This is a genomic window from Belliella aquatica, from assembly GCF_014637795.1.
Taxonomy (GTDB): Bacteria; Bacteroidota; Bacteroidia; order Cytophagales; family Cyclobacteriaceae; genus Belliella; species Belliella aquatica.
The window spans coordinates 1-17,922 of record NZ_BMFD01000017.1 but is presented as its reverse complement, the minus strand read 5'-3'; the positions used below and the strand labels follow the sequence as shown (position 1 = coordinate 17,922).

Here is a 17,922-nt window from a genome sequence, read left to right as displayed (position 1 = left end):
AACAAAATATGATGACTAAAAACTTATCAATTTTGGTAATAGAAGATAATGAAGGAGACTTTATTCTTGTAGAGGACTTCCTAATTGAATCTTATAGAAAAATAGATATCAAACAATGTCCTGATTTTGATACCGCAAAGAAGTGTTTGTCAGAGAGAAATGTCTTTTACAATGTGATTTTTCTTGATTTAAACTTGCCTGATTTAAGTGGTATCGAACTCGTTTCAGAAGTTATAAAAATCAGTCAAAATACGCCTATTATTGTTCTTACGGGTTATTCTGAATTGAATCTTGCAAAGCAAAGTCTAGAATTGGGGGTTTATGATTTCTTGATTAAAGATGAAATTAATTCCAGTTTACTTCAAAAGAGTATTTCATTTGCTCAGTCTAGAAAAAACTTTAGAAAACAATTAGAAGGTGAACGAGAAAACTACAAAAATCTGTTTAATCTTAGTCCCCAACCGATGTGGTTACTTCATCCAGAAAATTTAAAAATCTTAGATGTTAATGAAGCTACAATTGAAAAATACGGATATACAATTGAGGAGTGTTTATCCCTTTCATTTATGGATCTACACCCAACTCAAGACAGCTTATTGTTAGAAGCCAAACTTAAAAACGAATCCACGAATAAATCTAACAATCAGTTTACCCAAAGAAAAAAAAATGGTGAAGAAATTAAGGTTAAGTTATCCATAAAAAAGATTCTGTTTAACACTGAAAAGTTTGGAATTATTGTCCAAGCAACTGATCTTACTACAATCATTAATTATATTCGGACCATTGAGGAACAAAACGAAAAACTCAAGAATATTGCTTGGACACAGTCACATGTGGTTAGGGCTCCCCTCTCAAGAATTTTGGGGATTATCAATTTAATAGAAGCTGAAAAAGATAATTTAGATGACATATTATTCTGGCTTAAAAAACTAAGGGACTCAACAGATGAGATGGACGGAGTTATTAAAAAAATTGTTGAAGAAGCACAACAAATAAATATTGATAAAATAAATGAGTAAAACTGTTTTTATAATTGATGATGATCTTCTTTTTCGGTTAATTTCTGAAAAAATGATTTCTAATTTTGATCGTTCCTTGAATTTTGTTCATTGCGAAAATGGATTAGAAGGCTTGAATAAATTAAAACTACACAATAAAGATGAATCTGAAATCATCATTCTTTTAGATTTGAATATGCCCGTATTAGACGGATGGGGATTTTTGGAAGCTATTCAATCAAATCAGTTGGAAGCATCCCATCATATCAGTTTTTATATTTTATCATCATCAACAGATCAAAGTGATCTAATAAAATCGAAGCAGTATCACTTCGTTAAGGGATTTTATGAAAAACCTTTGAGCAAAATAAATGTAATTGAAATTTTAGCAGGTAGTTAAATTTTCATTTAAACTAAATATTAGCAATGAATCCAGTTCCTAAATATCTTACTTCTAATTAAAAGGTCAAATCAAGAAAACTAGAAGATATCAAAACGATGCAGTTAATCTCCCCTCCCCCCTAAAGTAGTGCATTGGGAAAATACTTATAAAGATCGTGCAAATATGTTAATTGAGGAAGGGAAAATTTATCAAGCTTGATTCCCATCTATAACGCTTTCTAAGCAGACTGACTTATGGGATTTTATGAAGAATGTTGACAATTTGGTCATTCCAGAAGACCTGCAAAAAGCATTGAAGAAATGTGAAGGAGCCTTTGAGTTTTTTTTATAACATAAATGATTCTAATAAAAGGTTTGTATTGAGGTATATTAAACTTGCAAAAACTGAGAAAACTAGCATATCGAGAATTGAACAAATTGCTGAGCTATCGGCAAAAAGAGAAAAACTGAAAGGGAGTTAGTACTTGTTATTAAAAGGATTTCTCAAAAACCTAAATAAAAATAGGATTATCCGCATTGACACCAGTATTTGAAAATTTCACTTATAATCATGCGGATAATAGTCAACTGTCAACAGACCACAGCTGATTGTAATGAACTTCATACAATATTATAAATGGCTACTGGTAAGAAAGTGGATATACATTAAAAAATTTAATAGAATGTTGATCAAAATCTCCCTAATACTTTTTTAAATCCTCATAGATGGGGCTTTTTTAATTGCTTAAATGCCCTGCAGTTGATGTTTTTTAGTGGAGGGGAATGAGTAGGTTTGGTAAAACCAGACATGTTTGTTATTATTAAAAAAAGTATGGTTATTTCAGACTTATGTATAAGTTTAAGTGCATAATAAAAACAAAACCTCGAATGAAAAGAATACTTTTATTTTTATTCATAATCTGTGTAACCAATTCATTATTTGGCCAAACAGAGAATTATAAAAAAGTGATTGACAGTTTTCAATCGAACTATAACACTGGAATTTATGATGAGATTTTTAACAGCTTTTCGCCTGAAATGCAAGAAGTTTTACCGCTTGAAAACAACAGGCAATTTTTAAAAGGCTTAAAAACTCAAGTAGGTAAAATAGTGAAAAAGGAATTTGTGAATAACGAAGACGGAACCGGCGCCATTTACAAGACTCAATTTGAACTAGCAGTTTTAGGAATTTATATCACGCTTGACGACAAAAACAAAATAGCCGGATTGCTTATAAAACCTTATGAAGAACCTGAAACAACTGAAAGTGCAAACATAAATGCATTAGACAACTACCCAAATGAAATTGCTGAAATCATATTTTCAAAAACCAATAACCTACCAAATAACACTCAACTTTCCATTGCCGTAATTCAAAACGGTAAGGTTGATTATTATGGAGTTATAAGAATTGACGAAACTATTAAATCAATTGAAAATCAGAACGGAATATTTGAAATCGGTTCAATAACTAAAGTCTTTACTTCAACCGTTTTAGCTTCATTGGTCAAGGATGAAAAAATCAAACTAACGGATGAAATCAATACATTTTATCCATCTGACTTTAAGGACAATATCAAAATCACATTCGAAAGTTTGGCTAATCACACATCAGGTGTGGCTCGTCTACCTGAAAATTTGGATCTATCAAACACGTCCAATCCCTACAAAAATTATGGAGATAAAGAAATCGAAGAATACTTAAAAAGCTTATTAAGACGCAATAGCGAACCTTCAGAATCTTATGCCTATTCAAACTTAGGAACAGGATTATTGGGACACACTTTGGGCATTTCTCAAAAAACCACATTTCAGGATTTATTACGAAAGAAAGTCTTTGAAAAGTACGATATGAACAATTCGTTTACGACTTCTAAAAACTTGGAAAACCGACTTATTAAAGGAATGGACAAAAAAGGAAATATCGTGACTAATTGGGACTTTGATATGCTGTTTGGATGTGGTGGGATTTTATCAACAACACAGGATTTAACAAAATTTGTGTTTGCCCAATTTGACGACACAAACAAGGAACTCGAATTAACAAGGAGACCAACTTTTGAGATTGACAAGGATTTTAAAATTGGCTTAGGTTGGCATATTTTGAAATCAAAAAGTGGAAATGACTTATTTTGGCATAATGGTGGAACAGGCGGATATTCTTCATCATTGACAATGGATGTAGAAAACAAGAAAGCAGTAATAATTTTATCCAATGTTGCTCAGATTAACAAAAACATTGACGATTTAGGAATTGAATTAATAAACAGAATAGAAAAATAACGACATCATCGTCGAGAAGGTAAATGGAGAATCCCACCCCTAAACCTCTTACAATCTGTTACTTTACACAGAAGAACCAAATCTTGAAGAAAAATCGGGAGACTGTGAATCTCTTGATTGTTCAGGATGGATTTGATTTCGTTTGATTTCACGAATGCAGGCTGGGATCATTTAAAGTATGATAGTAAACGTAATTCCATAAGATAATCAGGAAGGATAACTTTTCTTGAATCAAAAAAAGTTGGGGTTAAATTGAAGAATTAAAAAGCAAATCGATAAATCAGTCTGACTAATCAAAAATGGAAATCAGCTCAAATTGAGGGGGTGTTAGGCCAGTCAGAATATGGAAAAACATAACCTTATGAAAAGAACCTTTATAACACTTACAGCGATAATAATCTTTTGCAGTTGTGACCCTATAGCTGATATGGAAGCTAATATCAAAAATCTTACAAATCAGGACTTAATTATTGAATTTGTGTCGTTTGACCAAGACTTAAGCAAAACTTTAGTAATCCCTAAAAATGAAACTAGACTCTTTGAGTCGGTTTATGAAATTGGAAATACTTTTCTCGAACCTCGCTTAATTGAATATGATTCCGTGGTGGTCAAAAATAATGAAAAACAAATCTTAAAAGTCTATAAACCGAATGATATTGAGAAAAACATCTATAACATAGAAGAGTATTGGTTGTTAAGAGAACCTTCAAAAAGATTTTTTAAATACGAATATGAAATCAATAACGAGGATTTAGAATAAAACTTTTGCCAGTTGAAGTAATGTGAAATCTCATGCCTAAACCACTCGTAGAACATATGCCGATGCGCTTGACTATCAGGACAGGTAGTGAACCTTCGATTATTTTTGTCGGGGTTATCCTTATTTGTATTCTCGAATGCTGGCTGAGATCATTTGGAATATCATCTTGGGTACTAAAGGTAAATAAATGATGTATTCTTTGAATATTCCAGCGGATATCCTATCCCACTTTCGGGATTGACCCACTATTTAGGTTTGATTTGTATCATTGGCTCTCTATCAATAACAATAGAAATTTTAGATTAATATTTAAGTACCAGCAATTCTCCCAATACCAAGACAAATTCTTTTTACCTGTATAATAGTGCTTTAAAATACACTTCTTATAGTAATTATCTAATGAAAATCAATACTTGAACAGTATAGTGCGATTTACCGCTCTTTTTATTGAAATTTTAAAAATTAGATTTATATTTGCATAAAATAATGCTATATAATGCACTTTACAGAATTAATAAAAACGATAAAAGAACGCAGAGAAGCGCTACAAGTAACACAAGATACATTATCAGAATTATCAGGTGTTGGATTGAGAACAGTAAAGCAGTTTGAAAGCGGAAAGGGAAACCCAACACTTTTAACATTGCATAAGCTATCAGATGTGTTGGGTATGGAGGTTTGCCTAAAAATAAAGAATGTAACACCTACTAAATGAGAAAAGCCAAAGTATTATTCAAGAATGAAGAAGCGGGTATCTTGACCCAACATGATGATGGTTCGTTTTCATTTCTTTATCATGATGACTGGGTAGCCAATAACAGGAAGCAAAGCATCAGTCTCACCTTACCTAAAACTGAAAAAGAGTTTCATTCTAAGTACCTGTTGCCATTTTTTTACAACATGCTTCCCGAAGGTTCCAATAAGCAAGTGGTCTGTAAACTCAATAGAATCGATCGAGAAGACCACTTCGGTTTATTGATGACTACTGCAAAAAATGACAGCATAGGTGCAGTTAGAATTCTTAAACTAGAAGATTAATGAGTTTGCCAAAAATTAAATATTGTCCAGGAACATTATCTGAAGGTTTTGATACGTATAGCAGAACTGCTCTGAATAGAGTTTTTCAAGGCAAGAAAGTACATCATGTTTTACCTTATGATTCTCCAGCATCCAACCCAGACACCGATCAGCTGTTTGAAAAGAATAGAAAACGCATGTCGATTTCAGGTGTACAAGAAAAATTTTCTGTATTGCTTGACAAAAACAAGCTAAGGCTTTCAAATGAAGATGAACATGGTACCTATATTCTGAAACCAATTCCGGGGGCAGGTAAAAAGCCAGATCAAATGCCTGCCAATGAACATTTAACTATGCAAATTGCAAGACAGGTTTATGGAATAGAGACCGCAGAAAATGCTCTAATATTTTTTAAAGATGGTACACCTGCCTACATTACCAAAAGATTTGACGTAAAAGAAGTTGGCTCCCTACCTACTGGGCAAGCACAAAAATTAGCTCAGGATGACTTTGCTTCCCTAGCAAAAAGAACCCCACAAACCCATGGAGAAAATTATAAGTATCTGGGGAATTATTTAGACATATTTGAATTAATGCGCAACTATTTAACAACTTACAAGATAGATGCACCAAAACTTTTAAAAATACTTATCTTTAATTATCTCTTTTCAAATGGAGATGCACACTTTAAAAATTTCTCTATATTAGAAACCCCTTTTGGAGATTATCGACTAAGTCCAGCTTATGACTTGCTTAATAGCCGTATTCACATAGATGATAAAGACTTTGCATTAGACGATGGTCTGATGCCTAGAAATCTAGCCCAAGGCAATATCGCGATGCAATTTGCCAAACTAGCAGAGAAAGTAGAAATCAATGAAAAAACTTTTCAAAATATTATGATATTGATGATTTCCAAATCTGATTTTGTTGAAAAAATGGTCGCTGCTTCCTTTCTAAATGATACTACTAAAAGAAATTATTTCCAGTCATATCAGAGCCGTTTAAAACAATTAAATAAAGTATAAGATATGAATTTATAAATGATATTGAATTTGAGTCTTAATGCTATCAAGTACTATAGATAACATTTAGCCCAAAGAGAAATGGCCTAATAAAATAGTGCTGATTAATTTCAAAACCTACTTGGTTCGTCAATTAAAATCAAGATGAATGTAGCTGCTGAGTTTGCAAAGAGATATTAAATAGATTCTTTCAATCTGACTATACTGACCAATTTGGTATTGTGGTTAAAATTGACAGAATTAATCTTTCACCACTTCAAACTAATCAGTTATCGTGTGCATTATGGTAAAACTAACACCAATGGATTGTAGGAAAAACGATAACTCTAAGCAATCTAAGGTAGATAAATTCAAATTATTAGAAAAATTAAGTATATGCGGTAAGAAAACTTGCATATCAAAAATTGAACAAATTGTTGAGATGTCGACAAAAAGAGAAAAACTGAAAGGGAGTTAGTACTTGTTATTAAAAGGATTTCTCAAAATTTTAAACAAAAATATGATTTTCCAAAATGGCACCAGAATGTAAATTTATCACAAATAATGTTGCTGTTAATTGTTGAAGAAGCACGCAAGTGTCAACAGCTTATGCTCATTGGTGTAGTCCACAACAATCAACTGTAGTAATTAGATTTTTTTATGCAGCTTTTGGCGCAAAAGCGGATATATCTAAACAAAAAAATAGATATATCTGAAAATGATCATCTTATCAAACAATTTGAAAATAGTCAAGGAGGCTGGATGTTGTATTTCCTAGTTATAATGTTAGGCAAAACAAAATTTCCATATCCAACATCATACAGGTCATATATAAAATAGATTTAATTGGCCTTAGTTAGTAAGCATCCAGACTTATTAAAATTGTAAACTAAACACTCTAATTAATAAAAACCGAAATTCAACGAAATGCAGGTATGGTCGGAATAGATTTAATGGACTCCGAAACTTCTCCTGTAAGGGATTTTAGGAAAATCGAAATATGTTTTAAATCATCTTCAGATAATGTTTTGTTAAGCTGTGTTTTTGCCATTATATCTACAGATTCTTCCAAATCCCAAACACTCCCATCATGAAAATAAGGATACGTTTTTTCTATATTTCTTAAGGAAGGTACTTTGAATTTATACAGATCTCCAGGGTTTTGAGTAAGTTTATACATCCCTTCATCCATATTAATTTGCGGAGCAACCTTTGTATAATCAAGCATTTCTCCGAATCTTCTAAACTGTACGCCACCCAAAGCAACACCATCATGACAACTTTGACAGCCAGCCTCTAAAAACACCTTCAATCCTCTCTTTTCCTGAATGTTTAAAGCTTCAAAATCTAAAGCCATGAAATCATCAAACCTTGATCTTGTAGTTAACCTCCTTTCAAAAGCGCCTATTGCCGTTGCTACATTATTATAGGTAATAGCATTAGTATGTTCTGGAAATGAACTTTCAAAGAGTTCGACGTATTCTTTCACATCTTTGAGTCTATCAAGTAAAACTCCTTCATGCGGAATTGCCATTTCGACTGGATTAAGTATTGGACCTTTTGCCTGCTCTTCTAGAGTAGCGGCTCTTCCATCCCAAAATTGAGATTGATGTAGCGAAGCATTCAAAACAGTAGGTGAATTTCTATCCCCTTGCATCCCCTCAATGGCACCTGATGAAGTAGAGAAATTGTCAACACCATAAGTATCTAAATTATGGCAAGTGTTACAGCTTTGTGTCCCATTGACACTTAACCGAGTATCGAAATAAAGCATTTGACCCAAAAGCTCAAGGTCAGATTCTAGTTCATCAGGGTTTTGCTCTAATGGATAATAAAAGTTCCTTGCGTTAGCCCAAAGTTTTGCATCATCAACATTGTAACCAACTGGCAAATTGCTTTTAACTTTAGGTTTATGGGTGATTAAAATAACAATCAGTGTTATAAATCCAACTGTAATAAATAGAATGATATTTGATTTCATCGTGCTTGATTTTAAGCAAAATAAAAAAAGAAATTTTTACCAAATAGTGACTTAGGTCACAACAAAAATCTATAATTATAGGCTTTAAAAATATATAAAAAAATGATTATCCGCAATTAGGCCAGTAATTAAGTTGAAAACCTGAAATATAGCGGATAATTGTCAACAGTCCGCAGTCCAATGAAGATTTAAATCTGATGATTATACTATTTTGGATGGCTACTGGCATGAAAGGAGATATGCCTAATAATTATATTCAGTTACGCCAGAATGCGACTTTATCACAAATAAGCTTGCGGATAATCATCAACAAATTATTTAGGCGTAAAAAGCAAATAGTTTGTTCGCCTTGTTGTAGTCCACAGCAATCTAATATTGTATTTAGATGATTTTAAGTAGTTATTAGTTTAAAGCAGTAATTAGGTAAAATATTTTTGGAATTCAGTATAACCATTTTTTAATGCCAAGGTATTTGGTCCAAATTTTCTCGTCTTGTACCCTGCATCCTTCAATTTCTCTAGATAGGTTTGATAGTCATTTTCTTCCAAACCTACATTTTCAAAAATAATGGCTTCAGGTTTTGAATTCTCAATATCAAAAATACGGATAACCTCTAAGTCATAACCTTCTGCATCTATTTGCAAAAGATCTATTTTTCCAATCTCAAACTTTTTTAACAAGGTTTTAGGACTAATAACTTCCACTTCTTCTTCACTGATCCATCTACTCCTATCACTTGGAATTTCAATGCCAAATTTGGAACAAATTAAATTCCTATCTTTCGTGTTTTGAGATTTAAAATTGATTCATATTCTCGAAAGCAGCCCTATGTATAAAAGAGAAATAAAAATTTAGCAGATGATATATGGACTTCTTAATTAGAATTTTTCAACCTACCGAATAAAAAATAAAATCTAGCAAAGACTTTTATTTTAATATAAGCTGAGTTTTCAAATACAATTTAGTTCAATTGAAAGCAAGTTGAAAATAATGTTATTCGTTGATGCCAACAAAACACATTTTTTGTAATGCTAAAAATTCATAATAAAAAAAAAGCTTATGTACATTAAAAAAAAGTGCTGATCAATAAATTTTTATCAGCACTTTTTTTTTTAGTTAAATGAAATTATAAATCCCTTTTAGCAAGATAAAAATCTACCATTTCATAGTCACTAGCTTCCCTTTCAAGCATTTCAGCAACTGTTTTGGGTGGAGAAACTATCACTTTGTCCCCCTCTCTCCAATTGAGTGGTAAAGATACTTTATATTGATCAGCCGTTTGTAAAGCCACAAGAGATCTTTTTATTTCATCCATATTCCTACCCACGTTGAGCGGATAATACATGATTAATCTGATTTTTCCTTTTGGATCTATAAAAAACACAGCCCTAACTGCTGCAGTTTCACTCTCTCCAGGCTGAAGCATCCCATATAATTTAGACACATTCATATCAATGTCTGCAATAATTGGAAACTCAAATAGTACTCCTGTGTTTTTCTTAACATTATTCACCCAAGCAATATGCGAATGAATAGAATCTATACTTAAACCAACAAGTTTTGTGTTTTTCTCGTCAAAATACTTTTGATCAAGTGCAAAGCCAGTCATTTCAGTGGTACATACAGGGGTAAAATCGGCAGGATGAGAAAACAAAATCGTCCAACTTCCCTTGATGTGATCAGAGAACTGCATTGGACCTGTTGTTGTCATAGCTTTAAAATCTGGTGCTGTATCACCTATTCTTGGTATTGTAATTTGATTTTCCATTTTAATTTTTGTTTTTGTTTGATATTTCAAAGTTGAGGATTCTAAATAAAATAGTGTGTGACAAATGTCTCCATAGAAATTAAAATTTGATAACTTTTATCTATGAACCATATGTTAGGATAAAGACTATAGGCTATATCTATGTTAGACAATAGATCTTCATTTCTAACATGATTATCCACAATGACATCAACATTTGAATATTTCACTTAATAATAATAATGCACATATAGTCGAATTTCGTCTATGAATGGACAAGGCCTGATTGTAATGAACTTCATGCCGAATCATAAATCTTTTCCATTATGAAAGCGGATCTGCAGCATCTTTAATTTTAATCAGCTTCAACGATTTTTTGGTTAGTTTTAAAGGAGTAAAGCTTTTTTGAACCATCATAAATTTGAATAAAGCATACGCTTTAGAACTTTATGATTTAATTGAAGATTCTAAAATCCCTCATTGGGTATATGGACATCATCATACGAATACCCCATCATTTAGCATAGGGAATACAAATCTTGTAACCAATCAACTTGGATATGTACAGTTTAGTGAACATAGGTTATAGGAGAGGAACAAATTTTTTGAATTATAGAAACACAGGTTTGGAGTGAGACGGCAAAAGCTTAAGTAAGCTATTAAATTCATTTTATCAGAAAAGAATCATTATGCCGTCTTTTAAAACAAAGATGCAAACCGACTCAAACAAAAATCTTTCTATCTCAAAGAAGACTAAAATAGGATGGGTATAATTAAAATGTATAATCAAAACACTTCAGTACTCTGTCTCTCTGTCCTCTTTTCTTTTGGTTGCCAGCAAGAAACTGATATCTCAAGGAGAATTCATGAGACCCTTTCGTATTTGCTCCTACTTGAGAAAGCATCCAATCATAGGAATAACCAATCACTATTCCGCTATTTAGCGAAAAACCAAATAGCCCAATCAAGGAATCATAATTTTTCATTTCACTTTTGCTCGTCATCCCTCTAAACCCTAGTCCAAAAATAAATGAATCATATTTTGTTTGGGCATTGATATCAAACTGAGAGAAAACCCCTTGAGCTTTGTAGTTTGCCATGATTGTAAGATATCTTTCGCTATCATCACCCCAATACCTCCTACTTCCAATATCCTTCTGCCACCCGGCCTGAATTCCATATTTCTTTGGTAAAAATTCAAATTCAGAACTTGTGACATGCATCATTTTTGGATTATTCAAATGGTGACCGCTAATCCCTAACCAAAAGTCAGGATTTGCATATAACAATCCAAAACCAAAATCTAAATATCCAAATGGATCCATTTGCTGAAGTAAATCAATTGTATTTGGATTAATCCCTCTATTAAAAACATCAATCTGATCACCAAAAAGCAAGTTTTCCAAATTTCCTGTTCGTCTAGCATAGGTGATTTGAGTACCCATCCGAATACTTGAATATTCAGATATACTTAAGTTATAGGCATATAATAGGGCGACTTCTGAAGTATTCAGACTCATGTTTTGCTCATTGAAGGAATTAACCACCAGTCCAATTCCGCTTCTCATATCAAAACTATAATGATCTATAAAAGCAGAATATCCATTAAAATCAAAATCTAATCCAGGCCATTGTTTTCTATAATTGATCCCCATTCTAGTCTGCTCACTTGAACCAGTCAAAGCAGGGTTTAAATTCAAAGGTCCGGCATAAAACTGGGAGAAATGAAAATCTTGTGCATTTCCAAAATTTACAATTAAAGCTAAAATTACAATTAATATTCTTTTCATTATCTAGCCAGTAGAAATACAGACGAACGGTCAATTAGTCGTCCATCTAGCGTGGTAAATTGAATCCTGTAAGCATAATTTCCGATAACAGCATCTTCCTCTTTGAGTTTTCCGTTCCATCCAGCTGCATCAAGATCCTTTGATTCGTAAATCAACTCTCCCCATTTATTCATGATCATTACATGTATATCTTTGATGTAAAGAAATTTAGGATAGAAATAATCATTAACACCATCACCATTTGGAGTAAAAACATTGGGAACTTCAAAAAAGAAATCAGTGATAACTATTTCTTTTCGCATCTCTACGATACACCCATCCAAATCTTTGAGTTTAAGTGTAATTTGATAAGTCCCAGGTTTTGCATATTTATGAATTGGCTCCCATTGAGTACTTGTAGAGCCATCACCGAATTCCCATACAATTTCTTTATATACACCTTGACTTAAATTGCTAAACTGAATGTCAAAATTGACCAGATTTTCATAGGAGAACTCATAAGAATTTGATTTAAAATCAAATTCTGGAATCAAAGGATCTTCTTCAATAACTTGGAAAGATTGTTCTAAAGGACATCCTCTTGAATCTTTTACTGTTACTATAAAGACTCCTAACTCATCTGTTTCCATAGAAGCACCATTATTGGAAACATTTCCTCTATTCCATTGAATGGAGTATGGTGCAATTCCTCCAGAAATAGAAACTTCAAAATATGATTTCAAGCCTCTTGGATCACAAATTCTTTCAGTTGTTCTTGACACAGAAATCTTCAAGGCCTCAGGTCTTAATATAGTGAATTGACGAACGATGCTACAACCATTGGCATCAATCAATTCAAGGCTATAAGAACCTGGTCCAATATTATTCAGATTTTGACTGTTTTCTCCATTACTCCAATTGAAGGTATAAGGCGCTGTTCCACCAAAAGGAATGATATTGATAGCTCCAGAGTTAGGATCTTCACAATCAAAAGCATCTGAAACATTTCCAGTCAATTCTAAGGGTTGTGGTTCGTTAATCACAAAGTCTTTTTTAATCACACAACCACCCGCATCTATAATTGTAACACTATAGATCCCCTTTTCTAAATTATTAAGAATTGGTTCCTGCGGTCCATGACCCCATTGTATCAATAGCGGTGCTTCTCCACCCACAATATTTAGATTGATTGAACCATCTTTTAAACCAAAACATGATATTCTGTTGACTTCTTCTCGTAGTTCAAAAATGGGTGCCTCAATAAGCTCTGTTTCAAATTTTACTTCACAACCTTTCGCATCCGTAATTATGGCGCCATAAAGCCCAGGTGATAAGTTCTCCATACTGAACGATTGTGATCCATTTGTCCAGATTATTGTATACGGAGCAGTACCGCCTGTTGGAGTAATTTGAATTTTTCCATCATTGGATTTATAACAAGTATTGTCTGTCTTTAAAATATCAAAATTAAGTGGTGACTCTGGTTGGTCAATCTTCAGTCCTGATAGTTCACTTAAAGAACAACCATTTGCATCCGAAACAGTTAGCTCGTATTCTCCCGATCTAAGACCTGTGAATTCATAAAGCAATTCATCTACCAAGACTGATTCCGCAAATGGGAACCCATCTACACTCTTACCAACTAATTCAAATCTATAAGGACCTACAGATGCTTGGGTGATATTAACCTGTAGACTACCATCCTTACCTCCAAAACAAGAAACATCTTTAAAGATTAAGTCTTCTTCAGTTATTAAAAGTTCTTCTGGAGCAACCAGCAAATATTGCGCTGTTTGCAAACAATTCTTCTCATCAATCACAGCAAGTTCGTAAGCACCAGGAAGTAGGCCTTCTATTTTAGACAAATTAGATCTAAATCCATTGGGACCTTCCCAGAAAATCCTATATCCTCCATTTCCTCCAGTAATTGTGATGTCTATAAAACCATCGCTTCCACCCTTACAGCTTATTTGAAAACCATTATAAGAAGAAATATTTGCATCTATAACTATTGGTTCAGGCTGATTGATTTCAAATTCTCTGGTAATTACGCATCCAATTTGATCAGTAATCAGAAGTTCATATTCCCCAGCAATTAAATCTCTAATATCCCTAGAAGTAGAAGTGAATCCATTTGGCCCGAGCCATAAGTATCGGTAAGGTGGTACTCCGCCTGAAACAGTTAAGCGGATGGCGCCATTATTCCCCCCAAAGCAACTTACATTATCTATAAGCTCTTCTATAATTATTTCTTCGGGTTCATCTATGGTTACAGTCAGGCTTTGGGTACATTGTAGAGCATCCATGAGTACTAATTCATATACTCCGGAGAATAACCCTCCGAGATCTTTGTTGGAAGAAGTATAGCCATTTGGCCCTGTCCATTGGTATACATAAGGACCCACCCCACCTGTAACATCAATAGTCAACGCGCCATTATTTTCCCCAAAACACAGGTTATCTGATTTATCCATTAAGGAAACCACGAGAGGATCCGGTTCAGTGATCACAAATTCTTCTATATATTCACAGGAATTCTCATCCGTAGCAATTAAGAAATATTTCCCAGGGCCAATGTTGCGCAGATCTTCCGGTACAAAAGTTCTTCTAATTTCTCCAACCCCATCCTTTACCCAAAGGAATTGGTAGTTTCCTGTGCCACCACTGAACCCTCTTATAAAAATATTGCCATTACTTTCAGCCCCACACAATACATTTTGAGGAAGGGCATTAACTGTAATTGGAGCTGGTTCTACCAATTCAAATTCTTTTTCAAGGATACAATCATTGGCATCCTTGATCACCAAAGTATACTTACCAGCACCGAGGCCTGACAGATTCAAGGCTGTGGAAGTAAATCCATTAGGACCCATCCAGGCATAGGTGTATGGTGCTGTCCCACCACTTACCTGTAAACTAATTGACCCATTAAGGTCTCCGAAACATGCGATATTAAATCCACTATAATCAGATAGCACTTCATTACTGATTGCTAAAGGAGCATCTGGCTGGCTGATGGTAATATTTCCAGGTAATGCAGTAACACAACCATTTAAATCTAATACGGACAATGTGTATACACCTGCCTTTAGGTTCTCGAAAATATAATTATTCAATCCTGTGATTCCAGAGATTAAATCAACCTGTTCTCCTTCGAAGTCTACACCTGCCAAATTATAGCGGTAGTCCTTAACTCCTCCAGTGGCCAATAATGAAATCTGTCCAGTATCCTCGCCATAGCACAAAACATTTCTTCGCTGATCTACGATTTCCCTAAGCTCCAATGGGGCTGGCTGTCTAAGGGTATAGTCTATGTCCTGTGCACAGCCATTGGCATCCGTAACTGTTACTATGTAAGTACCTGCAATCAGGTTATCTAACAAGGCTTGATTTTCCATTCCTGAAGGAATTTCGCCACCATTTGTAGCCACCCATGCGTAGGTGTATCCTCCTGCTCCGCCACTGACATCAAGGGATATGCTACCATCACTTGCGCCAAAACAACTGATTTCAAAACCGTTATAACTTGAAATTTGCTCAGTAACTACAACCGGAGTTGGTTCTGTGATTTCAAAACTCTTTGTCATAAGACATAAGCCAGAATTATCATCTACTGTGAGGATATAAGTCCCTGGGTTTAATCCAGAAATATCCTTGGAATTAGCACTAAATCCATCAGGACCCAACCAAGAATAGTTATAATCATCAGGATCCTCAGTAGGCAATTTACCACCACTTACAGTCACTTGGATAAATCCATCTTCAGCCCCAAAACAAGACACTCCAAAACCATTGTAATTCAGGTGATCCCCTTGGATAACAATGGGGTCTTTGACGGTAATGCTAAGGGTAAAGCTGTCACCTTCACAACCATCTGCACTGATAGGTGTAACTTCATAAACAACAACTGAAGGGGTATTACCTGGATTGATTAAGGCATCAGATGAAATTTTATCCTGAGGGGAATCTTCATTGGTTGGACCAATTATACCTCCAACATTTTGTATCACCATCCAAATATACTTCGTCCCTAGAGGAATGATGTCTCCATTTTCGCCATGGATAGGCCCTAACTCAAAATCATCTTCTGAGCATATTACAAGTTCTTTTGGGGAGATTACTGGGGTTGGTTTGACTGTGATTCTGACTTCAAACGTCTCTCCGGGGCAACTGCCGTCAACTTCTGCATATGGTGTTACAGTGTAAACAACAACCTGCTCTTCGTTGGACATGTTTGTCAGCTGCTGTGTGATGAGGGTCTGGAATGAAGGCTCGTCAACATCTCCAGTTACGTTTTCATTGTCAACTACTGTCCAGGTGTAAACGGTATTTGTCGGCACAATATCATTTCCTGATACGCCGCCTCCATTTACTGGCTCTACTACAAAAAACTCTTCCGAACAAATCTCAGATTCTACATCTTCTATGGTTGGCTTCGGATTAACTGTGACTCTGACTTCAAACGTCTCTCCAGGACAACTGCCGTCTGCTTCTGCATATGGTGTTACAGTGTAAACAACAACCTGCGCTTCATTGGTCAGGTTTGTCAGCTGCTGTGTGATGATGGTCTGGAATGAAGGCTCGTCAACATCTCCTGTTACATTTTCATTGTCTACAACTGTCCAGGTGTAAACGGTATTTGTCGGCACGATATCATTTCCTGATACACCCCCTCCTTTTAATGGCTCTACTACAAAAAACTCTTCCGAACAAATCCCAGATTCTACATCCTCTATTTCTGGAGTAGGTGTTACTGTAACACTCAGCTCAAAGGTATCCCCCGCACAATCACCGGATATGGGTGTTACTTCATAAACAATCGTCTGTGACGTAATAGTAAGGTTACGAAGGATCTGGATAACTCTATCCTGTGGATCAGCTTCAAGTAATTGCCCCTCAATATTGGCATTATCTGTTTTGATTGTCCAGGTATATTTCGTACCTACAGGTACAATATCATTATCCTGACCGTTGACAGCAACAAAATTCAGATCACCGTTAGAACATATTTCAGGTGCTATCTTGTCCTCGATCACAGGAGTAGGATTCACCGTCACTTCTATCTCAAAAGGAAGACCCTCACAGCCACCTACTGCCTCAGAATATGGCGTCACTGTGTAGATCACCGTACGAACTTCATTGGTCAAGTTTGTAAGTGTCTGAGAAATCTTGGACTGGCGATCCGAGACATCACTTTGACCCGTGAGGTTTGTATTGGAAGCTACCGTCCAAGTATAAGTAGTATTGGCAGGAATGATATCTCCAAGTTCAGCAAGGGTAAGAGGATCTACCTCAAAAGTGTTTTCTGAGCAAATCTCTGCTTCTTTTTTAGCTATCTCTGGCGTAGGATTAATCGTCACGGTGACAGTAAACGAATCACCCGCACAAGTACCGACTAGTGGTGTCACCGTATAGACAAGCGTCTTAGGAGTATTGGTCAGATTGCGAAGCGTCTGGGAAATTTTTTGCTGCGCAGTAGTAATTTGATCAGATTGACCCACTACATCAGCATTTGCAGCTACTGTCCAAGTGTAAGTGGTACCAAGTGGCACGATGTCTCCACCCAGTACATTCACAGGTTCAAATTCAAAAAGACCATTGGAGCAAATCTCAGGTGCTATCTTGTCCCCAATTACGGGAGTAGGATTCACCGTCACTTCTATCTCAAATGCATCACCCACACAAGATCCATCATCTCCCGAGGTTGGTGTTACCAAGTAGATTACCGCTTTAACAGTATTAGTGCTGTTGGTCAAAGTCTGTGAAATAACACCCACTGCACTGCTTGGCTCTGCTCCACTGATCCCAGCATCCGCCGACTTAATAGTCCATGTATAAGTAGTTCCTGCTGGCACAATGTCTCCACCCAGTACATTCACAGGATTAACCGTAAATGCATCCCCCGAACAAATAGGCTCTGGAGCTTTGTTGGAAATAACAGGCGTAGGATTCACTGTGATCGTAAAAGTTTTTCCCAGGCCA

General features: G+C 35.0%; 14 protein-coding genes. 9 read left to right on the top strand and 5 right to left on the bottom strand.

What is annotated here, in order from left to right; genetic code table 11:
* Positions 1 to 8: 8 nt before the first annotated feature.
* From IEV57_RS16790 to IEV57_RS16755, 8 genes are all read left to right on the top strand, one after another.
* Positions 9 to 1,019, top strand: a complete 1,011-nt coding sequence (locus IEV57_RS16790; RefSeq protein ID WP_188444208.1) for a response regulator — start codon at positions 9 to 11, stop codon at positions 1,017 to 1,019.
* Positions 1,012 to 1,398: a response regulator gene (locus IEV57_RS16785; protein ID WP_188444207.1), complete on the top strand. Its 387-nt coding sequence runs from the start codon at positions 1,012 to 1,014 to the stop codon at positions 1,396 to 1,398. The genes IEV57_RS16790 and IEV57_RS16785 overlap by 8 nt, the downstream gene beginning before the upstream one ends.
* A gap of 304 nt (positions 1,399 to 1,702) precedes the next feature.
* On the top strand, positions 1,703 to 1,861 hold the full coding sequence (locus IEV57_RS19545; RefSeq protein ID WP_188444206.1) for a YdeI/OmpD-associated family protein: 159 nt from the start codon (positions 1,703 to 1,705) through the stop codon (positions 1,859 to 1,861).
* A gap of 406 nt (positions 1,862 to 2,267) precedes the next feature.
* Positions 2,268 to 3,662, top strand: a complete 1,395-nt coding sequence (locus IEV57_RS16775) for a serine hydrolase (RefSeq protein WP_188444205.1) — start codon at positions 2,268 to 2,270, stop codon at positions 3,660 to 3,662.
* A gap of 361 nt (positions 3,663 to 4,023) precedes the next feature.
* Entirely contained in the window at positions 4,024 to 4,422 is a 399-nt protein-coding gene (locus tag IEV57_RS16770; RefSeq protein ID WP_188444204.1) for a hypothetical protein, read from the top strand.
* A gap of 496 nt (positions 4,423 to 4,918) precedes the next feature.
* Positions 4,919 to 5,137 carry a helix-turn-helix domain-containing protein gene (locus IEV57_RS16765; RefSeq protein ID WP_188444203.1) on the top strand — a complete coding sequence of 73 codons (219 nt, stop codon included), beginning with the start codon at positions 4,919 to 4,921 and terminating at the stop codon, positions 5,135 to 5,137.
* The gene (locus IEV57_RS16760) at positions 5,134 to 5,460 is read left to right on the top strand and encodes a HipA N-terminal domain-containing protein (RefSeq protein WP_188444202.1); all 327 of its coding nucleotides are present in this window, start codon (positions 5,134 to 5,136) and stop codon (positions 5,458 to 5,460) included. Before IEV57_RS16765 ends, IEV57_RS16760 begins: the two co-directional genes overlap by 4 nt.
* Positions 5,460 to 6,467, top strand: a complete 1,008-nt coding sequence (locus IEV57_RS16755; RefSeq protein ID WP_188444201.1) for a type II toxin-antitoxin system HipA family toxin — start codon at positions 5,460 to 5,462, stop codon at positions 6,465 to 6,467. Before IEV57_RS16760 ends, IEV57_RS16755 begins: the two co-directional genes overlap by 1 nt.
* Positions 6,468 to 7,362: 895 nt before the next feature.
* Here IEV57_RS16755 and IEV57_RS16750 read toward each other — a convergent pair.
* The 3 genes from IEV57_RS16750 to IEV57_RS16740 all read right to left on the bottom strand — a co-directional run bounded on the left by IEV57_RS16750 (position 7,363) and on the right by IEV57_RS16740 (position 10,192).
* Positions 7,363 to 8,424, bottom strand: coding sequence for a cytochrome-c peroxidase (locus IEV57_RS16750; RefSeq protein ID WP_188444200.1), 1,062 nt, complete (start codon positions 8,422 to 8,424; stop codon positions 7,363 to 7,365).
* Positions 8,425 to 8,843: 419 nt separating this feature from the next.
* Positions 8,844 to 9,143 (bottom strand): FkbM family methyltransferase, encoded by a 300-nt coding sequence (locus tag IEV57_RS16745; RefSeq protein WP_262891053.1) that lies wholly within the window; start codon positions 9,141 to 9,143, stop codon positions 8,844 to 8,846.
* A 407-nt stretch (positions 9,144 to 9,550) separates the two neighbouring features.
* Positions 9,551 to 10,192, bottom strand: coding sequence for a peroxiredoxin (locus IEV57_RS16740; protein ID WP_188444199.1), 642 nt, complete (start codon positions 10,190 to 10,192; stop codon positions 9,551 to 9,553).
* 400 nt (positions 10,193 to 10,592) lie between these two features.
* Here IEV57_RS16740 and IEV57_RS16735 point away from each other — a divergent pair, with 400 nt between their 5' ends.
* The gene (locus tag IEV57_RS16735) at positions 10,593 to 10,760 is read left to right on the top strand and encodes a metallophosphoesterase family protein (RefSeq protein ID WP_188444198.1); all 168 of its coding nucleotides are present in this window, start codon (positions 10,593 to 10,595) and stop codon (positions 10,758 to 10,760) included.
* A 184-nt stretch (positions 10,761 to 10,944) separates the two neighbouring features.
* On the opposite strand, the gene IEV57_RS16730 is transcribed toward IEV57_RS16735, so the two are convergent.
* Together IEV57_RS16730 and IEV57_RS16725 are read right to left on the bottom strand one after the other, a co-directional pair.
* Positions 10,945 to 11,961 (bottom strand): PorP/SprF family type IX secretion system membrane protein, encoded by a 1,017-nt coding sequence (locus IEV57_RS16730; RefSeq protein ID WP_188444197.1) that lies wholly within the window; start codon positions 11,959 to 11,961, stop codon positions 10,945 to 10,947.
* The gene (locus IEV57_RS16725; protein WP_229744543.1) at positions 11,961 to 17,894 is read right to left on the bottom strand and encodes a PKD-like domain-containing protein; all 5,934 of its coding nucleotides are present in this window, start codon (positions 17,892 to 17,894) and stop codon (positions 11,961 to 11,963) included. Before IEV57_RS16725 ends, IEV57_RS16730 begins: the two co-directional genes overlap by 1 nt.
* Positions 17,895 to 17,922 lie beyond the last annotated feature (28 nt).

What these genes read in the sequence shown, in the direction of transcription:
- IEV57_RS16790 (WP_188444208.1), top strand. Translation starts at nt 9, where the DNA reads ATGATGACTAAAAACTTATCAATTTTGGTAATAGAAGATAATGAAGGA.
- IEV57_RS16785 (WP_188444207.1), top strand. Translation starts at nt 1,012, where the DNA reads ATGAGTAAAACTGTTTTTATAATTGATGATGATCTTCTTTTTCGGTTA.
- IEV57_RS16775 (WP_188444205.1), top strand. Translation starts at nt 2,268, where the DNA reads ATGAAAAGAATACTTTTATTTTTATTCATAATCTGTGTAACCAATTCA.
- IEV57_RS16770 (WP_188444204.1), top strand. Translation starts at nt 4,024, where the DNA reads ATGAAAAGAACCTTTATAACACTTACAGCGATAATAATCTTTTGCAGT.
- IEV57_RS16765 (WP_188444203.1), top strand. Translation starts at nt 4,919, where the DNA reads ATGCACTTTACAGAATTAATAAAAACGATAAAAGAACGCAGAGAAGCG.
- IEV57_RS16760 (WP_188444202.1), top strand. Translation starts at nt 5,134, where the DNA reads ATGAGAAAAGCCAAAGTATTATTCAAGAATGAAGAAGCGGGTATCTTG.
- IEV57_RS16755 (WP_188444201.1), top strand. Translation starts at nt 5,460, where the DNA reads ATGAGTTTGCCAAAAATTAAATATTGTCCAGGAACATTATCTGAAGGT.
- IEV57_RS16750 (WP_188444200.1), bottom strand. Translation starts at nt 8,424, where the DNA reads ATGAAATCAAATATCATTCTATTTATTACAGTTGGATTTATAACACTG.
- IEV57_RS16740 (WP_188444199.1), bottom strand. Translation starts at nt 10,192, where the DNA reads ATGGAAAATCAAATTACAATACCAAGAATAGGTGATACAGCACCAGAT.
- IEV57_RS16730 (WP_188444197.1), bottom strand. Translation starts at nt 11,961, where the DNA reads ATGAAAAGAATATTAATTGTAATTTTAGCTTTAATTGTAAATTTTGGA.